The organism is Jiangella anatolica, assembly GCF_003236295.1.
GTDB classification, from domain to species: Bacteria; Actinomycetota; Actinomycetes; order Jiangellales; family Jiangellaceae; genus Jiangella; species Jiangella anatolica.
In genome coordinates this window covers 43,646-57,929 of record NZ_POTW01000034.1, presented here as the reverse complement: position 1 = coordinate 57,929, position 14,284 = coordinate 43,646, and the positions used below count along the sequence as shown (strand labels likewise).

Here is a 14,284-nt window from a genome sequence, read left to right as displayed (position 1 = left end):
GGGTGTGGGAGTTCGTGTCGATCCCGCTGCTGCTGATCGCCGGCGGCGTGCTGCTGGCCGTCTTCCTCGTGTCGCAGGCGCTGCGGCAGGACCGCGAGCCGCTGATCCCGTTCGGGCTCTTCCAGGACCGCAACTACTCGGTGATGAACGGGGTGGCCGGGCTGGTGGCGATCGGGATGGTCGGCACGTTCCTGCCGATCACGATCTATCTGCAGACCGTGCTCGGGCACACCGCGCTGGAGGCCGGGCTGACGCTCGCGCCGATGTCGGTCGTGTCCATGGTCATCGCGCCGTTCGCCGGCCGGTTCACCGACCGCGTCGGCGGCAAGTACATCCTGATGGCGGGGTTGACGCTGTACGGGATCGGCATCCTGTCCTTCGCCCTCGTGGCGACCGACTCGGCGCAGTGGTGGCACTTCCTGCCGTCGCTCCTGGTCGCCGGTGTCGGCCTGGGGTGCATCTTCGCCCCGATGAACACCGTCGCCATGCGCGACGTGCCCGGCCGGGTCGCCGGTGCGGCGTCCGGGGTGCTGAACACCAACCGGCAACTGGGTCAGGTCGTGGGCAGCGCGGTGGTCGGAGCGGTCCTGCAGGGACTGCTCGCCAGCCGGTTGCATTCCGAGGCCGTTGCCGCCGCAACCGCTTTGCCACCCGAGGCGCGCCAGCCGTTCATCGACGGCTTCGCCGGTGCCGCGGAGGGAGGACTGCAGGTCAGCGCGGCGCAGGACGGAATTGACATGGCACTACCACCGGGAGTTTCTGAAGAAGTCGCGGGAAAGATCGCCGAAATGGCCCACGATGTGTTCATACAGGGCTATGTTGATGCAATGAAGCCGACGTTGATCGTTCCGGTCGCCGCGGTGGCATGTGGGGCACTGCTGTGTCTCGCAGTCAAGCGCGGACGAACGAGGCGAGAAGCAGAGGTGGGTGGTGCCGGCACTCGGACGATCTCCGATGCCGGCTGAGGCCGGCCCGCACGACTTGGGTCGGTTCGCGGCTTACGTGAACCTTACGTAGGCTAGAGACACCCTGGGTGGACATCAGCCGAATGGCTGGCTTCGGTCGAGCCGTACGGTCGGTGTCGTTCCTGGGGGTCGACAAGGTGGAATATCCGGTGTGGCGGGAAACCTCCCGCTATGGGATCTAAGGAGGTGACGATGGCGACCAGGACACAAGACGCCGAGCCCCTCCTCACTCCTGCCGAGGTGGCGGCCATGTTCCGGGTGGATCCGAAGACGGTGACCCGGTGGGCCAAGGCCGGCAAGCTCACGTCGATCCGGACGCTCGGTGGCCACCGGCGGTACCGCGAGTCCGAGGTGCGTGCGCTGCTCAACGGGCAAGGGTCCGCAGTGGAGCGCGTCGAAGTCGGCGAGCTCTAAGGGGTGAGAATCGTCCCACCATACGCTCGACTTGCCGAGCGGGGGCGGTGCAACGGGGAAGTCAAGGCTGGGCCCGTAGGCGGCGGGCCAGGCCTGTGGCGGGGGCTGCGCGGTAACGCGTAACTAGAAGTCGTGTGACCTGTTGCTCAGGATCACACGAGATCGGGTCGGCGTCGCGAGTGCGATGGAGTCAGCCCCGGGTGGGGTGTGGGCGTACCGTCGCATCGCAGGAGCCGCCAGGCGTCGACACGGGCGGCGGGTTTCCCGATGCCGCCCGTGTCCGCAACTTTCGACGGTTGCTTTCTTTTCTCGAACATCATTCTTCTGATGGCCATTCGGCCTATGTGTGCGAGAGTCCGGCGTTCAATTCTCCGCGGGCCGCGCGGTCGCCCTTGTGACGTGGCAATGCTGTTCTCGCGCCCGGCCGTCACAGTTCAGGCGACGTTGCGTTCCCGATCGGACGGCGCCTGCGGGCCGGGTCGGACAGCGAGACCGGCGTCCATGCGCCGTCGGGGTGGTAGGCGTCGGTCCCCGGCGATCTCCTCGGACTCCCCGGCCGAGTACATGTCCGCGGTGTCGACGAAGTTGATCCCGCGGTCCAACTCGGCGTCGATGATGCGGGCGCTGTCGTGATCGGGTTGCCGGCCGCGCCGAACATCATGGGGCCAAGGCAGTAGGGGCTGACGTCGATGCCGGTGCCGCCGAGGGGCCGATAGTGCATGGCGCGACGCAACGACTTCGAGCGCGCTCGAAGTCAAGGAGCACGCAGGTCCTCGGGGACCTCGGGCCTGCCCAGCCGTCGCACCCCACGTCGAGCTGGTGTCCGAGGGGTTGGGCAGGATGGTGGCATGAGCCGCGACCTACGACAGTCGGCGCCGCCCGACCGGACCGGCGCCGGGTGGTACGTCTTCGACCACCTGTGGAGAGCGGTCATATCCGACCATGGTGCGGTCGAGCACATGACTCCTGAGCAGCGGACGGTGCTGGCGCTCAACCTGCTCCGCACCGAGGTCAACAGCGGGGGCTTCGATGTGTACTTCCGATACTCGGGTGGCGACCACGCCTTGGACGCGATGGCGGGCGCCCACGTGCTCGGCCCGGCCTGGGCGGCGCTGATCCACGCCGCCTGCCGGACCATCGGCGATCCGTATCCGACGGACATCGACGAGCGCGAACGCATTCTGGGCGGTATGGAGCTGGAAGATCCCGAAGGCCGGATTCTCAACGAGCTCGACTCCCGGCTGTACGGCCTCGAGGCCGACGAGCCCGCGGACGAGCGGATCGACGCGTTCGTCGCCGCGCATTGGACGGCCTTCTTCAGCTCGGAAGCGGACTCGGCGAGCGCCCACGCCAGCGTTCGGCGACGACCATGGCGACGGCGGCGACGATAGCGGCGATGAAGGCGGCCACGACGGGCGCAGAGCCCGGCCTTCGCCGGCTCCCTGTTTGCCGGGGATGCCTGGTGGCTAAGTACCTGCCATGTTCGACGGCTTCCGGCTGGAGCCGGTGCGCACGAGTGAGGCGGAGCTGCGGGTCCGTCACGGCGGCAGCGGCCCGCCGGTGCTGCTGCTGCACGGCCATCCGCGCACGCACACCACGTGGCATCGGGTAGCGCCGCTGCTGGCCGAGCGGCATACCGTCGTCTGCCCGGACCTCCGCGGCTACGGCGAGTCCACGGCCCCGCCGCCGCAGCCAGACCACGTGCAGCAGTCGAAGCGGGCCATGGCCGCCGACGGCGTCGAGCTCATGCGGGCGCTCGGACACGACCGATTCGCCGTCGTGGGCCACGACCGCGGGAGCTACGTCGCCTACCGGCTCGCGCTGGATCACCCGGATGTGGTCACGGCACTCGCCGTGCTCGACTGCGTGCCCATCGGCGAGGCCCTCGCCCGCTGCGACGCGCGGTTCGCTCAGGCCTGGTACCACTGGTTCTTCTTCGCCCAGCCGGAGCGTCCGGAGCGAGCGATCGGCGCCGACCCGGACGCCTGGTACGACGTCGGGGTCGCCGGCGGTGCCAACACGCCCGAGCGGATGGGCACCGCCAACTTCGCCGACTTCCACCGCGCGATCCACGACCCGGCGACCGTGCGCGCCATGCTCGAGGACTACCGCGCCGGCCTTGGCGTCGACCGCGCTCATGACGACGCCGACCGCGCGGCCGGCCGGCGCATCGACTGCCCCGTCCTTGTCCTCTGGTCGTCTCGCGACGACATGGAGTCGCTGTACGGCGACGCACTCGCCGTCTGGCGTCCCTGGGCCGGCGACGTCCGGGCCGGCACCGTCGACTCCGGCCACCACGTGGCCGAGGAGGCCCCGGAGGAGCTGGCCCGCGCCCTGCTCGACTTCCTGGCCGGTGCACGGGTCGCCACCGAGGACGGTGCGACCGATGAGTGACGGCGGCGTCGATGTGGGCGCGCTGGTGGTGACCGTCCTGCTCACGCCGCTGGTGGTGTTCGGGCTCGTCCTGACGATCAAGATGTGGCGCGAGCGGCCCGACCGGCGGACCACGACGAAGCCCGGGCGGCGGTGGGCGCGGTTCGGCAACGCGCTGGGCACCGCAGACATCCGTTCGCTACCGGGGTGCGTCGCCGCGCTGGCGTTGTTGCAGCTCGGCCTCGTGGCGAGTCTGCTCGAGGACGCTCTGTCCGGGTCCGCGAGCCGGGCGGCCGGCCGGCTCACCGTCTGGCTCGGCGCCGGCTTCGTGGCGATGCTGGCGATCACGGCCGGCGTCGTGCTGTTCAACCGCCCGCGGATCGCCGTCCCACCCGCGGCGCGGGACGAGCCCGGCGCCCTGCCGCTGTGGTGGCGCAGCCGGAGGAAGCGGCCCCGCAGCGGCTGACCGCTGTGCCTGGGATCGGGGAGGATCGATGTACTGGTTGCGCTGGTTCGGATTCAGCTGCATCGGCATCGGCATCGCGAGCGCGGGCGTGATTCCGTGGCTTCGCGCGCACGGCCGGGGTGACGAGACGCTGGACGCGGTGATCGGCGCGATCGTGGCGCTCGCGGTCGGGATGGCCTGCCTGCTGTGGCGTCGCGATCGAGGGATGTGAGGCCGGCCGACACGACGGAGTCGCCATGAGCGAGCGCCGAGATCCGCCCATCACGCGGCGGACAGCCTCGTCCTGTCGGCCCGGCCGCACGCGTCAGCCCGTCTTCTCCATGACGTCGTCGAGCGCGGCGCGCCCGGCGTCGCACGGCTCACCTGGAGTCACCGTGGGGTCGCCGAGGTCCTCGACGATGACGTCCACCTTGGTCTGGTCGTCGACGGTGAAGCTGTAGAAGCAGGTCATCTCGGAGTCGTAGGCGACCTGGACGGGGCGCCCGTTGATCTCCTCGACCTCCATGCCACCCTCTTCGATCGGGCCGAGGGCGTAGGCGAAGTCGACCGCGACGGCGATCGTCCGATCGAGGCTGTCCCACACGCAGGCCGGCAGGCCGGCCCGGTCCCGCTGCGACCCGTCGGCCGCGGTCAGGTCGGACGCCGCGAGCGTCTCCTCGCTCACCAGGCTGCACAGGTCGGTGCTCTGGTCGAGCGCGCCCGCCGAGTCGTCGTCGCTGCCGGCGTCGTCGCTCGGCGCGGCCTCGGATGCCGGCGCCTGGGGCGATGCGCTGTCGTCGCTGCCTGTTCCGCCGTCGTCGTCTCCGCAAGCGGCGAGCAGGAGAAGGGAGATCGGAAGGAGGACGAGGGTCCTCTTGAGACTCTGCTTCACGGACCAGGACCCTACGGGAGGGTGACCGCGGGCATGACCTCGGGTTGCGGCCCCGCGTCGGACATCCAGGTAGCGAACGCCCTGCGTGCGGCGATCTTGACCCACACGTACGCGCCCGGCGAGAAGCTGCCGTCCGGGCCCGCCGCGCTGGTCAGTTCGGGATCACGCCGAAGCCGACCTCGTTGCCTTCGGGGTCGTGATAGACCGCCTTGCGGGTGTCCTGCCCATACTCCTCCCAGGCCGCGGGCTCGATGCCACGTTCGGCGATCTGCGCGACCTGGGCGTCCAGGTCGTCGACCATGATCGCAAGTACGGCGTGCCCGCCGTGCTCGCCGTTCTCCTTGATGTAGAGCCAGCGGTGCTCGGCAAGCTGCCACACGGCTTCAGTCTCGGTAGCAAGGAAGGCCGGCTCGGAACCGAGAAGCCGCACATACCAAGACTGCACGGCGGCATAGTCACGGACGTAGATCCCGGCGAACAGGTCCAGCGGCATGTCACGTCATCCTTCTGTGAGATCGAACCTCGACAGACGGCAGACCACGCGGGCGACGAAGACTCATCGGTGGCAGGGGGACCCGTCGCGCACCATACGTGCACCTTCGAACCGCGATCCCCGGTCGGATCCGGTCTCTCACGGTCAACCAGCGGGAGACATCCTCGCTGGTGAAGGGGTGGACAGGGGCGGGTTCGATCCGCCGACCTTCCGCTTTTCAGGCGGACGCTCTTCCAACTGAGCTACCTGTCCTTGCGTTGGCGGGACGAGTTTAGCCGACACCTCCGCGCCGGGCGAAATCGCCTCCGCCGGCGCTCAGGTCTTCTCGCGGCGGGACCGCTCGTCGAGCTCGGCGAGGTAGGCGTTGTAGGCCTCGCGCTCGGCCTCGTCCTCGCCTTCGCGACGGTCGAAGCGGCGCGCCTCGCGTTCGTCGGAGCGGTACCACTGGACGAAAAGCACGCCGATGACCAGCAGCCCGGGCACCTCGCCGAAGCCCCACGTGATCTGCCCGGCCAGGATCTGGTCGTCCAGCGGGTCGGGCAGCCATGGCATCTCGACGGCGATCTCGCGGTAGTAGTCGCCGGCGATGAGGCGCGACGACTCCATGAGGGCCAGTCCGAAGACGGCGTGGAAGGACATCGCCAGCAGCTGCAGCACGACGCGGGCGGGGAACGGCGGTCGCTTGGGCAGCGGGTCGATGCCGATGAGCATCTCGAAGAACAGGTACCCGACGACGAGGAAGTGGGCGCTCATCAGCATGTGGCCGGTGTGCGACCGCATCGCCGACTCGAACAGGCCGGTGAAGTACACCGTGAACGAGCCGGACACGAACAGCGCCAGCGCCACCAGCGGGTGCGTCAGCACCTGGGCGACCGGGCTGTTGACGGCGGCCGTGATGGCCTCGCGGGGGCCGAGCTGGCCGCGCCGGGCCGGCTTCAGCGCGCGCAGGGCGAGCGTGATCGGACCGCCGAGGACCAGCAGGATCGGGCTCACCATCATGAGGATCATGTGCTGGACCATGTGCACCGACAGCATCACCATGCCGTAGGTCTGCAGGCCGGACAGCCCGACGAACGCGACGGTGGCCAGGCCCGCCAGCCAGGCGATGGTCCGCCCGACGGGCCAGGAGTCGCCGCGGCGACGCAGCCGCCAGACGCCGCCGAGGTAGAGCAGCAGGGCGGCGAGGACGCCGAGCGCGAACATCGCGTCCGGGTAGTACTCGGTGACGATGCGGCCCGGGCTGAGCTCCGGCGGGACCGGGAATCCGATCAGCTCCCGCACCACGGTGCGGACCTCCGGGATCGTCGGACCGGGCGGCTCGGTGCGGCTGAGCGCGACGGCCAGGCCGATGGCGGCGGCCATGATGACGATCTCGCCGATCGCCAGCCGCCGGAACGCGCCCGGACGGCCGGCGTCCAGCTGCGGCAGGGTGCGGGTCCGGTGCCGCCAGCCGAGCCAGCCCAGCGCGACCAGCGCCACCACCTTCGCCAGCAGGATCAGCCCGTACGACGACGTGAACACCTCTGACAGCGACGCCAGCCGCACCCACGCGTTCAGCACGCCGCTGGCCGCCACCATGACGAAGCAGCCCAGCGCGACGGCGGAGAAGGCGCGCGCCACCCGTGGCAGCTCCCGCCCGCGCCGTCCGGCGTACCAGGACACCGCGATCAGCCCGCCGACCCACACCGCCATGCCGATCAGGTGCACGAGGAGGGACACCCGCGCCGAGTGGTGGTAGTCGCCGGACGACGAGTGCCCGATGAGGCTGAGCGGGACCAGCGCCGCGACGCCGAGGCAGAGGAGCGCGATCGCGCCGCCCTGGCCGAGCGTCAGCCGCGCCGCCGGGACGAGCGCCAGCGCCAGCACCACCATCGCCGCGTACGCGCGCCCCTGCTCGACCGTCGACGTGTAGGAGACGAACGAGTCGCCGGCCAGCGCGTCCGGCAGCGGCCGCCCGACCAGGTCGGACAGCGTCAGCAGGTGGACGACGGCCGCGGCGACGGCGAGCACCAGCGCCGACAGCGACGCCGCCCGCAGCGCGTGCAGCGCGTCGCTACCGAGCTGGCCCTTGCGCGTCGGCAGCACGACCGCCAGGCCGAGCAGCCCGACGGTGACCGCGCCGGCGCCGTCGAGCACGGCCCGGGCGACCGGCAGCCCCCATTGGGTGACGGCGCCGGGGTCGCCGAGGCCGGGGATGCCCGGCGTCGTGCCGCCGCCGAGCAGGAGCGCCACGACCAGCGTGACCAGGGCGACCCCGGCCGCCGCCGGACCCCATTGGCGGGTGGGCGGTACGACGTCGACGGCCGGAGTCGAGGTGTTCATCAGCTGTCAGTGTCCTCGGTCGGGCCGCGCCGCCAGCCACCGGCCGCCACGAACGCGAGCACGGCGACGACGACGGCGCCGCCGGCGATCAGCAGGACGGTCGCCGTCGAGCCCAGCCCGCCGCCGTCGTCGGCGGACGACTCGGCGGCCGGCGTGGTCTGCTCCGACGACGTCTCGGCCGGTGTCGGCGGCTCGGACGACGGCGCCGGCTCGGACGACGGCGCCGGCTCGGACGACGGGGAGTCGGCCGGTTCGGCGGGGCCCACGCCGGCCACGGTGAACGCGACCGTCCCGTCGATCGGATGTCCGTCGGAGGAGACCACGCGGTAGGCGATCGTGTACTCGCCGTCCGGCAGCTGCCGGACGGCCTGGGTGACGGTGTCGCCGACGGTCTGTGGCGCGCCGTCCTGGTGCGTGGTCCCGGCGGCGTCGGTGACGCCGACCTGGACGAACTCGCCCGGGATCGCGGCGCTGAAGACGAGCTCGACCGACGTGAGCGGCGTGCTGACGGTGCCGCCCTCCTCCGGCGTGCTGCCGACCAACTGGTCGTGCGCGACGGCGGCCGGGGCGGCGGCGAGGGACAGCCCGGCGACCGGGGCCGCGGCCAGCGCCGCGACCCCGATCAGGTGACGGAGCCTACGCACGACGCCGCCGCAGCGCCGCCGCGCCGATGCCCACGCCGGCCGCGCCGACGACCAGCCCGCCGATGCCGACGCCGCGGGCGAGATCGTCCGACGACGAACCCTCGTCGGAGGTCGCGGCGGAGTCGGAGTCCTCGTCGGACACGTTCTCCGCCGTCGGCGCGCCGCCGCCGTGGCCGTCCGCACCCTCGGGCGCCTCGACGACCTCGAGCACCGGCGCCGGGTGCTCCGGCTCCTCCTCGCCCTCGACCGTCTCCTCCGCCCACTCGACGACCTCGCCGTCGTCGTAGGTCTGGGTGGCCGGAAGGAAGTAGGTGCCGGCCTCGGGGAGCGGGCCGACGGAGATGGCGAACTCGTCGAACTCACCCGGGCCGATCCGGACGCCGGCGTCGGCGGTCCAGGTGACGGACGTGACCGCCTCCTCGAGGGTCCGGTCGCCGACCTGCACCGGCTCCGGGAACGTGGTCATGGTGAGCTCCGCGGTCCAGCCGGCATGCGGCTGCACCCGGACCGACGGGATCGGGGTGTCGGCGGGCAGGTCGAGCCGGACCTGGATGGTGCCCGCGGTGTCGGACTCGTTCGGCACCCGGACGGTGATCTTGGCGTAGGAGCCGGCGGTGTCGACGTCGGGCCGGATGGTGACGTGCGCCGCGGCGCCGGCCGCGAGCACGACCCCGAGCGCGACGGCGCCGCCGGCGGCCAGGCCGGCCCGGGCGAGGGTACGGATCTTCATGGAATGCGTCCTTTGTCTCAGTCGTGGAGAGATACGGGAGCCACGCGACACCGGACTCACCCGGCGCCACGTCCCCGTCGATCTGCGATCAGCCCAGAACCGGCAGAGCCGGCGGGCCTCTCCACGGTGTCGACCGGACCAGCAGGACGCTGCGCGGCGCGGCCGCCACCCGCACCCCGTCGCCGCCGCCGAGCAGGCGCGGCGCTCCCACGATCGGCGACGCGAGCAGCTCGCGCACCCGCGTGAGCAGCACCGTCGCCGACAGCGCGGCCAGCGACCAGGCGACGTTCTCGGCGCCGGCCAGCAGCACCGTCAGCGCGACGGCGGACAGCAGGTGCGCCAGGGCCATCTCGGCGGACGGGACCGCGGACCCGACGTCGGCGGACGAGCCGCCGTGGTGGCCGTCCAGCGTCAGCAGGACGTGCAGCACGGGCTGGGTGAAGACCAGTATCGCCGCGATCTCGGCCACCGAGCGGCGCCGGTCGGCCAGCGCGACGCAGGCGACGCACAACAGCAACGCCACCAGGACGAAGCCGGGATGCGTCGAGACGTCGCCGCCGGCGGCCACGTGCGCCAACGTGGGCAGCGCCAGACAGGCCGCGGACATGACCAGGCCGCGCGCTACGCGCGCTCGTCCGCGTCCGAGACCTGGCACGCCGTCACTGTACCGAGCCGGTCAAGACGGACTCCGGGGGCTAGCCCCACCCCGGCTGGGGAGTCTGCTCCATCGTGCTCGGCCGGGCCGGATCCCTAGGTTGCTGGAGAGACGTTGACGAGAAGGAGAAGAGCATGGACATCACGAGGTCGGCCGAGGCGCTTCGGCTGGTGCAGGTCAGCAAGACCTACGGCACCGGCGAGAACCCGGTCCGGGCGCTGGACGACGTGTCCGTCAGCCTGGCCGCCGGCACGTTCACGGCGATCATGGGGCCGTCCGGCTCCGGCAAGAGCACGTTCCTGCAGTGCGCCGCCGGCCTGGACCAGCCGACCGACGGCCGGGTGTTCATCGACGGCGCGGAGCTGACCGGCGGCAGCGAGACCCAGCTGACGAAGTTCCGCCGCCAGCGCATCGGCTTCATCTTCCAGCAGTTCAACCTGCTGCCGACGCTCACCGTCCTGCAGAACGTGACGCTGCCGCTGCGGCTGGCCGGCAAGCGGGCCGACCGCAAGCGCGCGCTGGAGATCCTGGAGCGCGTCGGGCTCGGCGACCGGACGAACCACCGTCCGACCGAGCTGTCCGGCGGGCAGCAGCAGCGCGTCGCGATCGCCCGGGCGCTGGTCACGAACCCGAGCGCGATCTTCGCCGACGAGCCCACCGGCGCGCTGGACAGCCGCAGCGCTCGCAATGTGCTGACGCTCCTGGCCGAGGCGGTGCGCGAGTACGGCCAGACGGTCGTCATGGTGACGCACGACCCCGTGGCGGCGTCGTACGCCGACTCGGTGATCTTCCTGGCCGACGGCCGCATCGCCGGCTCGCTGGACCGCCCGACGGCCGAGGCCGTCGCCGAGCGGATGACCCACCTCGGCGACGCGGCCGCCCTGCGCCCGGCAGTGGGTGAGTGACGATGTTCGGGCTGGCCGTCCGCTCGCTGCGGCACCGTACCGGCGGGTTCGTCGCGAGCTTCCTGTCGATGTTCCTCGGCGCGGTCGTCGTGATGTCGTTCGCGGCGCTGCTCGACACCGCCGCCGGCCCCGGCGTCGACTCCGTCAGCGAGGAGACGCTGGTCACGATGGCGCTGGTCGTCGGCGGCTGGGGTCTGGTGATCGTGCTGTTCGCGGTGCTCTCGACGATGACACTGTCGGTGCGGCAGCGGGCCGGTGAGCTGGCGCTGCTGAAGAGCATCGGCGCGACGCCGTTCCAGGTCGGCCGGATGATCGTCGGCGAGGCGGCGCTGGTCGCCGTCGCGGCGGCGGCGCTGGCGATCCTGCCCGCGCTCGGCGCCGGACGGCTGCTGCTGGACACGTTGCAGAACACCGGCCAGGTGGCGGAGGGGATCTCCTACGCGTTCGGCGCGGCGGCGCTGTCCATCGGGATCGGCGTGACGTTCCTGGCCGCGGTCGGCGGCGCGATCGTCACCGCCCGCCGCGCGACCCGGATGCGCGCCAAGGAGGCGCTGACCGCCGTCACACTGGACGAGGCGCGGATGACCCGCAAGCGCACCATCGCCGCCATCGCGTTCCTCGCGATCGGCCTGAACTGCGCGATCCTCACCGTCGCGCTGTTCGAGGACAAGGGCATCGACGCGATGCAGACCGCCGGGCAGGCCTCGATCTGGTTCTCCATCGGGCTGGCGCTGTTCGCGCCGGTGCTGGTGCGGGCCGTGACGGCGGTCCTGGCCGGTCCGCTGCGCCTGTTCGGCGGCGTCAGCGGCTACCTCGCGGTGGAGAACGTGCGCCGCCGGACGCAGCACATGGCCGGCGCGCTGATGCCGATCATCCTGTTCACCGGCGTCGCCACCGGCACGCTCTACATGCAGAGCATCGAGAACGCGGCGCCGCCGGCGGCCGGCACGTCGATCCCGCCGGACGAGGCGCAGGCGATCGAGACGCTGAACTTCGTCGTGGTCGGGATGCTGTCGGTGTTCGCGGCGATCCTGGTGATCAACACGCTGGTCGCGGCCACCACGCACCGGCGCCGCGAGTTCGGCCAGCAGCGGCTGGTCGGGTCGACGCCGCCCCAGGTGCTGGGCATGGTCGGCATGGAGGGCGCCGTCCTGGCGGCGGCCGGGGTGCTGTTCGGCTCGGTCGGCTCGATCGTGACGGTGTTCCCGTACAGCCTGGCGCGGACCGGCGAGCTGTTGCCGGACACCACGATCGGCATCTACCTCGGCATCGTCACGACCGCCGCCGTCCTCACCTTGGCGTCGTGCCTCGGCGCGGCCCGCAAGGCGATCCGGGTGCCCGCGGTGCAGGCCGTCGCGGTGTGACGGACGTTCGAACCGGCCAGGAATGGGCACTGATCCGACATGGTGGTGCGCGTGGGCACGTCGGGCTGGCAGTACGACTCCTGGCGCGGCGTGCTCTACCCGGCCGGGCTGGCGCAACGGCGCTGGCTGGAGCGGTACGCCGAGGAGTTCGCGACCGTCGAGAACAACGGCGCGTTCTACCGGCTGCCGCGGCGCGAGACGGTCGAGTCGTGGCGGGAGCGGCTGCCCGACGACGTCGTCATGGCGATGAAGGCCAGCCGGTACCTGACGCACATCCGGCGGCTGCGCGACCCGGAGGAGCCGGTGCGCCGGTTCCTCGACGTCGCCGCCGGGCTCGGCGGCCAGCTGGGGCCGGTGCTGATCCAGCTGCCGCCGAACCTGAAGGCCGCGCCGGACCGGCTGGACCGCTGCCTGTCGCTGTTCCCGCGCGACGTGCGGGTGGCGGTCGAGCCGCGGCACGAGTCGTGGTGGACCGACGAGGTCCGGGCGGTGCTGGAGCACCGCGGCGCCGCGCTCTGCTGGGCCGATCGGCGCGGCCGGCCGGTCGCCCCGTTGTGGCGGACGACCGGCTGGGGATACCTCCGCCTGCACGAGGGCGCCGCGCATCCGTGGCCGAAGTACGGCGGCCAGGCGCTGCGCAGCTGGGCCGACCGGCTCGCGGACACGTGGGCCGACGACGAGGACGTCTACGTCTACTTCAACAACGATCCGGACGGCGCCGCGGTGCGCGACGCGGCCCGGTTCGCCGGCGCGCTCGAACGGGCCGGGCGGAGGCCCACCCGCACCCCGTCGTTCGCCTCCGCGGGCCCTTCCTGACCGCTACGCTGCCGCCGTGGACTCGGGTGGGGTGCTGCGGTTCGCGACGTTCAACATCCGCAACGGTCGCGCGTTCGACTGGCTCAGCTCGTGGTGGTTCCGGCGCGGCGCGACGGCGGCGGCGATCGGCTCGCTCGGCGCCGACGTGCTGGGGCTGCAGGAGGTTTACGAGTTCCAGCGCCGCTACCTCGCCCGGCGGCTCCCTGGCACCAGCTGGTTCGGCGCGGGTCGCAACGGCGGCCGGTCCGGCGAGCAGTGCCCGGTCGTCGTCGCCGGCGGCTTCGTCACCGTCGTGGAACAGCACACCCGCTGGTACGGCGAGACCCCGGACATCCCAGGGACCCGGCTGCCGGAGGCGTCGTTCCCACGGGTCGCGACGGTGCTGCGCTGCCGCGACGGGCGCACGGCGCGCGAGTTCACCGTCGTCAACACCCATCTCGACGAGCGGCACGCGGCCAATCGGGTGGCGTCGGCCCGGCAGCTGGCCGGCTGGCTGGACCCGTCGGTCCCCGCCGTCGTCATGGGCGACTTCAACGCCGTGCAGGGCGCCCGCGACGTCATGGGGCCTTTGCTGGAGGCCGGGTTCGCGCCGGTGCCGGTGACCGGCGGGACGATGCACGGGTTCACCGGGACGGCGGCCGGGCGGCGCATCGACCACATCCTCGTCAGCCCGCACTGGACGATCGAGGACGCCGCGGTCGTGCGCGAGCGGCCCGGCGGCCGGCTGCCGTCGGACCATTGGCCGGTCCGAGCGACGCTGCGGCTGAGCTGACTACTGGCAGCGCCGGCAGGTGCCCGACAGCGCGATGTGCGGCGGGTCGAGCTGGAAGTCGCTCTCGTCGGCCAGCCGCCGCTTGATCGGGTCGAGCAGGTCGCTGGGGAGGTCGATGATACGGCCGCAGACCCGGCAGCTGGCGTGCAGGTGGTCGTCGTGCCCGGTCGCCTCGGCGGCCAGGTGGTAGGTGGTGGCACTGCCGCCGACGTGCACCTGCGTGACGACGCCGAGCGTGGCCAGCGTCTCGAGCGTGCGGTAGACGGTGGCGCGGTGCACCGTCGGGTGCAGCTCGCGGACCTGCTCGGACAGCTGCTCCGCGCTCGGGTGGCCGTCGACCGTCGCGAGCGCCTCGATCACCGCGTGCCGGGCGCCGGTGATGCGATGCCCGCGGGCGCGCAGGCGGTCCAGGGCCCGTTCGACGGTGCGGACGTCGTCGGCATGCTCGTGGGAGTGGCCGGGGCGGGCGCTGACATCGGCTTTCACTCGTCCAG

General features: G+C 72.0%; 17 protein-coding genes, 1 tRNA gene and 1 pseudogene. 10 read left to right on the top strand and 9 right to left on the bottom strand.

Annotated elements, in window-relative coordinates; all coding sequences use genetic code 11:
- Positions 1-965: MFS transporter (locus C1I92_RS15795; RefSeq protein ID WP_233507023.1), on the top strand; the 965-nt coding region annotated here is incomplete at its 5' end.
- 192 nt (positions 966-1,157) lie between these two features.
- Entirely contained in the window at positions 1,158-1,379 is a 222-nt protein-coding gene (locus C1I92_RS15790; RefSeq protein ID WP_026874431.1) for a BldC family transcriptional regulator, read from the top strand.
- Between the two features lie 479 nt (positions 1,380-1,858).
- Here C1I92_RS15790 and C1I92_RS35620 read toward each other — a convergent pair.
- Positions 1,859-2,100: pseudogene (locus tag C1I92_RS35620) on the bottom strand (aldo/keto reductase); the annotation flags it as partial.
- A gap of 127 nt (positions 2,101-2,227) precedes the next feature.
- Here C1I92_RS35620 and C1I92_RS15780 point away from each other — a divergent pair.
- From C1I92_RS15780 to C1I92_RS15765, 4 genes are all read left to right on the top strand, one after another.
- Entirely contained in the window at positions 2,228-2,770 is a 543-nt protein-coding gene (locus tag C1I92_RS15780; RefSeq protein ID WP_158564148.1) for a DMP19 family protein, read from the top strand.
- 88 nt (positions 2,771-2,858) lie between these two features.
- A complete protein-coding gene (locus C1I92_RS15775; RefSeq protein ID WP_111255605.1) occupies positions 2,859-3,773 on the top strand; it encodes an alpha/beta fold hydrolase in 915 nt (304 codons plus the stop codon).
- Positions 3,766-4,218 carry a hypothetical protein gene (locus tag C1I92_RS15770; RefSeq protein ID WP_111255604.1) on the top strand — a complete coding sequence of 151 codons (453 nt, stop codon included), beginning with the start codon at positions 3,766-3,768 and terminating at the stop codon, positions 4,216-4,218. The genes C1I92_RS15775 and C1I92_RS15770 overlap by 8 nt, the downstream gene beginning before the upstream one ends.
- 28 nt (positions 4,219-4,246) lie before the next feature.
- Positions 4,247-4,429 (top strand): hypothetical protein, encoded by a 183-nt coding sequence (locus C1I92_RS15765; RefSeq protein WP_111255603.1) that lies wholly within the window; start codon positions 4,247-4,249, stop codon positions 4,427-4,429.
- 93 nt (positions 4,430-4,522) lie between these two features.
- On the opposite strand, the gene C1I92_RS15760 is transcribed toward C1I92_RS15765, so the two are convergent.
- The 7 genes from C1I92_RS15760 to C1I92_RS15730 form a co-directional block, all read right to left on the bottom strand.
- Entirely contained in the window at positions 4,523-5,089 is a 567-nt protein-coding gene (locus tag C1I92_RS15760; RefSeq protein WP_158564147.1) for a DUF3558 family protein, read from the bottom strand.
- Positions 5,090-5,240: 151 nt separating this feature from the next.
- On the bottom strand, positions 5,241-5,582 hold the full coding sequence (locus C1I92_RS15755; protein WP_111255601.1) for a VOC family protein: 342 nt from the start codon (positions 5,580-5,582) through the stop codon (positions 5,241-5,243).
- Between the two features lie 179 nt (positions 5,583-5,761).
- Positions 5,762-5,834, bottom strand: a tRNA-Phe gene (locus tag C1I92_RS15750).
- Positions 5,835-5,897: 63 nt separating this feature from the next.
- Positions 5,898-7,904 (bottom strand): bifunctional copper resistance protein CopD/cytochrome c oxidase assembly protein, encoded by a 2,007-nt coding sequence (locus C1I92_RS15745; RefSeq protein ID WP_111255600.1) that lies wholly within the window; start codon positions 7,902-7,904, stop codon positions 5,898-5,900.
- Positions 7,904-8,548, bottom strand: a complete 645-nt coding sequence (locus tag C1I92_RS15740; protein WP_158564146.1) for a copper resistance CopC family protein — start codon at positions 8,546-8,548, stop codon at positions 7,904-7,906. The genes C1I92_RS15745 and C1I92_RS15740 overlap by 1 nt, the downstream gene beginning before the upstream one ends.
- Positions 8,541-9,278, bottom strand: coding sequence for a YcnI family copper-binding membrane protein (locus C1I92_RS15735; protein WP_111255598.1), 738 nt, complete (start codon positions 9,276-9,278; stop codon positions 8,541-8,543). The genes C1I92_RS15740 and C1I92_RS15735 overlap by 8 nt, the downstream gene beginning before the upstream one ends.
- 88 nt (positions 9,279-9,366) lie before the next feature.
- Positions 9,367-9,933: a hypothetical protein gene (locus C1I92_RS15730; RefSeq protein ID WP_146605155.1), complete on the bottom strand. Its 567-nt coding sequence runs from the start codon at positions 9,931-9,933 to the stop codon at positions 9,367-9,369.
- Between the two features lie 134 nt (positions 9,934-10,067).
- Here C1I92_RS15730 and C1I92_RS15725 point away from each other — a divergent pair, with 134 nt between their 5' ends.
- The 4 genes from C1I92_RS15725 to C1I92_RS15710 are packed head-to-tail and all read left to right on the top strand — an operon-like array spanning position 10,068 to position 13,790.
- Entirely contained in the window at positions 10,068-10,838 is a 771-nt protein-coding gene (locus tag C1I92_RS15725; protein ID WP_111255596.1) for an ABC transporter ATP-binding protein, read from the top strand.
- Positions 10,839-10,840: 2 nt separating this feature from the next.
- Positions 10,841-12,202 carry an FtsX-like permease family protein gene (locus tag C1I92_RS15720; protein ID WP_111255595.1) on the top strand — a complete coding sequence of 454 codons (1,362 nt, stop codon included), beginning with the start codon at positions 10,841-10,843 and terminating at the stop codon, positions 12,200-12,202.
- 39 nt (positions 12,203-12,241) lie between these two features.
- Positions 12,242-13,018 (top strand): DUF72 domain-containing protein, encoded by a 777-nt coding sequence (locus C1I92_RS15715; RefSeq protein ID WP_111255594.1) that lies wholly within the window; start codon positions 12,242-12,244, stop codon positions 13,016-13,018.
- Between the two features lie 16 nt (positions 13,019-13,034).
- Positions 13,035-13,790: an endonuclease/exonuclease/phosphatase family protein gene (locus C1I92_RS15710; RefSeq protein WP_158564145.1), complete on the top strand. Its 756-nt coding sequence runs from the start codon at positions 13,035-13,037 to the stop codon at positions 13,788-13,790.
- On the opposite strand, the gene C1I92_RS15705 is transcribed toward C1I92_RS15710, so the two are convergent.
- The gene (locus C1I92_RS15705) at positions 13,791-14,276 is read right to left on the bottom strand and encodes a Fur family transcriptional regulator (RefSeq protein WP_199521273.1); all 486 of its coding nucleotides are present in this window, start codon (positions 14,274-14,276) and stop codon (positions 13,791-13,793) included. It abuts the gene before it with no gap.
- Positions 14,277-14,284: the final 8 nt, after the last annotated feature.